The following is a 5168-nucleotide window of genomic DNA, read 5'->3' as shown; positions in this document are numbered from 1 at the left end:
AAGCGGCAGAGCGTAGTGGTAAACAATGCGCCATTCCGAAATCCCGAAAGAGCGAGCCATCCGGATATGGTTCTCACCCAGCGTTTCGAGCATGGACGCGCGCACCAGTCGAGAGATGTAACCCACCTGTCGATACCGGGTCAATACTCCCCAGAAGTGCCGTTTGAATCTTCCTCAGTCTAGTGTTGCCGCCGGTCCTCCGGGGCGCCCCGGAGGACCGGCGGCGCGTCATCACCGATACTGCTCTCGATGGTCGAGAGGGGAATGGCGGTGATCAAACTCGGGGAGATAGTCATGATCTTGGATATGCACCGGCAGGGACTGTCGGTGTCAGCGATCGCCAGGCAGACCGGCGTCGATCGAAAGACAATCCGCAAATACATCGAGCGTGGCCTTGAGGCCCCTGCCTATGGACCAAGGAAGCCTCGGGCGACGGTAATTGATCCATTCACCGCCTATCTGCGTGAACGGGCTGCTGCCTATCCCGGCCTTAGCGGTCGGCGGCTCTTGCGAGAGCTGAAGGATCGTGGGTATGCCGGGGGCTACACTACCGTCACGGACTTTCTCAGAGACGTTCGTCCGACCTCAGAACCCGGCTTTGAAGTTCGGTTCGAAACAGCTCCCGGCGAACGGGCCCAGGTGGATTTCGCCCAATTCCATGTCGTCTTCACCGACGAGCCGGCAACCCCCAGGATCGTCTGGCTGTTTTCTATGGTGCTGGGCTATAACCGTCTCATCTGGGCGCGCTTTGCTATGCATCAGGATCTGCCGACGTTGCTGCGATGCCACGCCGCGGCGTTCGATGCGATCGGCGGCGTTCCCCGCGAGATTCTTTACGACCGGATGAAGACTGCCGTCATCGGCGAAGGCGAAACGGGCGGCATTGTTTATAACCGCGCTCTGCTCGATCTCGCCCGCCATTTCGGCTTTCATCCAAAGGCCTGCAAACCATATCGCGCCAAGACGAAGGGAAAGGTCGAGCGACCATTTCGCTATATTCGTGAAGACTTCTTCCTGGCGCGCTCGTTTCGCAACCTTGATGATCTTAACACCCAACTGCGGCAATGGCTGGATGCCGTTGCTAATCCGCGCGTGCACGCCACAACGCAGCGCGTCGTCGTCGAGGCCTTCGCGGAGGAGCGCCTTCATCTGCGTCCCTTGCCGCTGGCTCCCTTCCGATCCGTTCTGCGGCTTGAGCGAAGGATATCCCGAGAGGGCATGGTGAGCGTTGGTGGAAACGCCTACAGCGTGCCCGACGCCACCAGAAGGCGGCTCGTCGAAGTTCACACCTTGGCCAATGAGGTTCGAATCTTCGAAGACGGTGCGCTGATTGCTGTGCATCCGGTGTTGGAAGGTCGCCATCAGCGCCGCGTCGAACCAGGACACAGAACCCTTCGCTCACCGCCGCGATCGCGCGTCAACAATGACGAGATCATTCTTCATGGATCCGGAGACCGGGTCACACAGCGGCCGCTCGCCTTCTACGACGCCGTCGCCAGAGCCATGGCGCAGGAGAACCGCCCATGACGCCGCTCTCGATGCCGTGCCGTCGATGATCGACCGCATTCGCCATGACCTTGTCGGCTTGAAGATGCCACGTGCCCTTGAAGCGCTCGACCATATTGTCCGCCGCCTGGAGCAGGGCGAGCTGTCGGCACTCGAAGCGATCGATATTCTCCTTTCCGAAGAACTGACCCTGCGCGAGAACAGTCGCATAAAGACGGCGCTGCGGATGGGTCGGCTGGCAACCATCAAAACGCTCGCCGGCTTCGCTTTCTCTTTCCAGCCCTCCCTCGATCGCGATCGGATCTTCACGCTCGCGCAACTGGGTTTCGTCGAAAGGCACGAGGCCGTCCATTTCCTCGGGCCGCCGGGAACCGGCAAAAGCCATCTCGCCGTGGCGCTCGGCGTCGAGGCTGTCAAAGCGGGCAAGAGCGTCTACTTCTGTACGCTTGCCGATCTCATTGCAGCGCTCTCCAGGGCCGAGCGCGAGGGACGGCTGCAAGAACGCATCCGCTTCTTCTGCAGGCCAGGTCTGCTGATCGTCGATGAGATCGGTTATCTCCCGGTCATCGCCGGCGGCGGCAACCTGTTCTTCCAGCTCGTCAACGCCCGCTACCGCGTGCCGCGTCTGGCCCACCGCCGTACAATCCCGTTCTTCTCGCAGATCCTTTGCTTCGTCCTTACGTGAGGGCTCGACGGTCAACATGATTATTGCATTTGCTTCTCCCTTGAAGATGGTCCTGCGTCGGCATCGTTTGGGTCCGGAGCTTAACTTTCCCGCCGCGAATGCCGCGTCACTTACATACGGTCGCGCCATTATGAGCGCGCGCACCACAATCCCTCTTGCACGAGGCGTAGCCCGGCGAGACGCACCTGAAACGCGGCAGCGACAGGCTACCAAAGAAGAAGACGGTCGCACTCCTCTTGTTGCAGCCGACCAGTGATGTCGGCGGCAATTCCTTATCGACTATGCCGCAGCTGGCGCTTCACCGCGAAGGTCGGTGCCTGCCGGCACTACCCCGTCTTTGACATAGCGCCAGAGCGCGGTCAGTAGTTTTCGGGCCATTGCCACGATCGCGATGCGCCGCCTGCGTCCCGTCAGCGTCCCGGCGCGATCGCGAAACCACGCGGCCAGTTCGCTGCCTGACTGGTAGCGAAGCCAAAGCCAGGCGAACTGGATCATCGTTGTTCGCGCGCGAGGGTTTTCGGCCCGGCTGATGTTCCGATCCCTGTCCATCCCGTGACTTTGGTAAGGCATCGGCGTGATGCCGACATAGCTGGCAAGTTGCCTCCGGTTGTCGAACGAGCGGTAGAATACCTCGCGCATTAGAACGGCCGCGAAGTTCGCGCCAACGCCCCGGATGAGACATGGGCTTGCGATCTTCCTGCAGGTCTCATCCGCCGGATCGACATTCGCCGCCTCGTCTCGCTCAGCTTCGACCTCCGGATAAACTCCAAGGTCATGACGAGCCGTCGAACGTAGGCGATCCAGCTCGGCCCGAAGATGGTGCGCCAGCTCTCGGCCGTCGCCGGTCCTAACAGCAGCAAGATCGCGCTCCCATGAGCGCAGAGACGGCCTTTTGTGGATTCCCTGCGTGAACAGCAATGCCTTCTCGATGCGTAACTTCTCATGCACCAGATGCTCGCGCTCGCGTTGAATGCGCTTGGCATTTTCCTCATCTGGTGTCGGTACACGCACCATGCTGCATCCTTGTCGATCCCGTGAAGGTAGGCCGACAACTGCATCAGCGCGTCGGCGCTCACCAGCGCCGTTTTGGCGGGCGGCGCCGGCATGGCACACCGCCACCGTCGAGGATGTCGATTACCGTGCCGTGCGCGGCCTGGATCGCTCTTCCTCAAGCTCGCCACCGGCGACTGATCCGTGCCAGGCACAATCTACTAAATACGGGCCCCTGCGGCGTCGGCAAAAGTTGGCTTGCTTTCCAACGATGCCGACCTTGAGCCGAAGGTGCGCAGCAATCCGCGAATGTCATTCTCGATGGCTATGGCTTTCTTCTTCAGCAACTTGCAGTCCGTCAGCAGCATCCGCCGCTTTTGGCTCCTCAGCGTCTTCACATGCACGGGCCTGAACAGGTTGACCCGCATCATCTGCGCGATGCCGCGCGCATCGTTACGATCGGTCTTGTTGACCTGCGCTTTCAGGAATGCCTTCGCATGTCGGGTCTCGATGCAAGTCGCCGGCAAGCCCGCCTCCGCCAATCCGCTGAACAACCATTGCGACAACGGCCCGGCTTCAAGTCCGATCCGAACGAATTGCCACGCAGGATTCTTCAAGGTTTGAACGAGGTCTTCCTGGTGGCTGGGGACTTTCATCTCACCGCAGATCGCACCCGTTTCATCCACGATGCATATCGAGGTCTCTTCTACCGAAACGTCCAATCGGCATATCATGCTGCGCTTCCTTTCCTGATGCTTGTGGCTGTTCCAAACAGATCACGTTCTATCATCAGCTCGAAGCGCAGGACCTCAGACCCGGTTTCCAGGAATGGGCTCAAGCCGAATATCCCATCTGTTGCAAATTGCAAATTTTCGTTGGGCCGAAGCAGGATGAGATGGCGGCCGTACTTAGGCGGCGGCGAGGATGTCGAACGGCTCGGCCACTGACGGATTAGGATTGAAGGCAAACCTCGCCTGTCGCTTGCGCATCACGTGGACCATTTCGATGCCGTCGAGGATGATGCTGGCGGTGGCGGGAGATTTGAATCCGAGCATCGGCCGCCCACGCCGCTTGATCCGCCGGTGGTCCTGCTCGATCCTGTTATTATCAGGCATGTGTAGGTCTGACTGCGGATTCCGACGAAGTCGGCCATGCATTCCGATTTGAAGCCGGATGAAGCCGGCCACCCTTTGCGTCATTTCTCATGGGTCTGGAGGATGATGTTTCGGGATGAGCTGCAGGTCAAGTGGCGGGCTGATCGAGATCAGCGCGCTTGGCTTTTCTCGGGCTCTCACCGGTAAGCTCAATGCCGTACCATGGTCTGACACCGCGGCGAAAACAATCTGGGGAAACAGATATCAACGGCCGCGTATCTCATTGGGGAGATCGCCTCTTGCGCACCTATCTCTACGAGGCGGCAAGCGTACTCATGCATCGAACGAAGAAGCGGTCTTCGTTGAAGGCGTGGGGCCTTCGTCTGTCAACGCGGATAGGTATGAAAAAGGCGAAAGTGGCGGCTGCTCGCAAGATCGCGGTTCTGCTCCACTGCCTCTGGGCTGACGGCACCAGCTTTGAGTGGGGCGGAGAAAAGATGGCGTGACAGATCCGCACTCGATCCCAATCGCAGGCCCGTTTCCGGAACCTGTGATGTCCCCGCCAGGACCGCGGTTGTGGTGACCTCGTTGAATCGGCTGACGTCGACTTCGAACTTCGTTGCACACGTTGAGGCGCCCGACCCGAACATCATCATGAGGCATTCGACCTCGGAAAGGACCATGATCCCGGCGATGACAGAGCGAAACTCACGAGCGCTTCCAATCCTTCCGGTTATTTGCGTTATACGAGAAAGGGGCGAATGGTCTAGAGCACGTCCTGTGATCGATGAATCGATTGTGATGTGACGGCTGCGTTTTGTGCTGATTCAACATCCACCTCGATGGAGGTGGACAATGGGAAGAGCATTGAGCGGAGATCTTCGGTCGCGGGT

At 59.5% G+C, this 5168-nt stretch carries 3 protein-coding genes and 5 pseudogenes; 4 read left to right on the top strand and 4 right to left on the bottom strand.

The genetic code is table 11. The features are described from left to right. A partial coding sequence (locus JQK88_RS37095) for an ABC transporter permease subunit (RefSeq protein ID WP_376740497.1) occupies positions 1 to 126 on the bottom strand: 126 nt, incomplete at its 3' end. Between the two features lie 144 nt (positions 127 to 270). On the opposite strand from JQK88_RS37095, the gene istA reads away from it, so the two are divergent. Both istA and JQK88_RS35125 read left to right on the top strand, forming a co-directional pair. After that, positions 271 to 1527 (top strand): IS21 family transposase, encoded by a 1257-nt coding sequence (istA, locus tag JQK88_RS35130; RefSeq protein ID WP_203281147.1) that lies wholly within the window; start codon positions 271 to 273, stop codon positions 1525 to 1527. Positions 1528 to 1552: 25 nt separating this feature from the next. Next, a pseudogene (locus JQK88_RS35125) lies at positions 1553 to 2119 on the top strand (ATP-binding protein); the annotation flags it as partial. Positions 2120 to 2470: 351 nt separating this feature from the next. Here JQK88_RS35125 and JQK88_RS35120 read toward each other — a convergent pair. After that, positions 2471 to 3282, bottom strand: a pseudogene (locus JQK88_RS35120) (transposase); the annotation flags it as partial. Here JQK88_RS35120 and JQK88_RS37880 point away from each other — a divergent pair. Beyond that, positions 3282 to 3444 (top strand): annotated as a pseudogene (locus JQK88_RS37880) (ATP-binding protein); the annotation flags it as partial. The pseudogenes JQK88_RS35120 and JQK88_RS37880 overlap by 1 nt on opposite strands. A 1-nt stretch (position 3445) precedes the next feature. Here the strand turns inward: JQK88_RS37880 and JQK88_RS35115 are convergent. Both JQK88_RS35115 and JQK88_RS35110 read right to left on the bottom strand, forming a co-directional pair. Then, positions 3446 to 3915: pseudogene (locus JQK88_RS35115) on the bottom strand (IS110 family transposase); the annotation flags it as partial. A gap of 174 nt (positions 3916 to 4089) precedes the next feature. Beyond that, a complete protein-coding gene (locus JQK88_RS35110) occupies positions 4090 to 4338 on the bottom strand; it encodes a DDE-type integrase/transposase/recombinase (protein WP_376740496.1) in 249 nt (82 codons plus the stop codon). A 161-nt stretch (positions 4339 to 4499) separates the two neighbouring features. On the opposite strand from JQK88_RS35110, the pseudogene JQK88_RS35105 reads away from it, so the two are divergent. Further along, positions 4500 to 4781 (top strand): annotated as a pseudogene (locus JQK88_RS35105) (transposase); the annotation flags it as partial. Between the last annotated feature and the right edge of the window lie 387 nt (positions 4782 to 5168).

The sequence above is a fragment of the Mesorhizobium caraganae genome (assembly GCF_016836705.1).
In the GTDB taxonomy this organism is placed as follows: domain Bacteria; phylum Pseudomonadota; class Alphaproteobacteria; order Rhizobiales; family Rhizobiaceae; genus Mesorhizobium; species Mesorhizobium caraganae.
The sequence above is the reverse complement of the archived record's forward strand: the minus strand, read 5'-3'. Positions and strand labels throughout refer to the sequence as shown.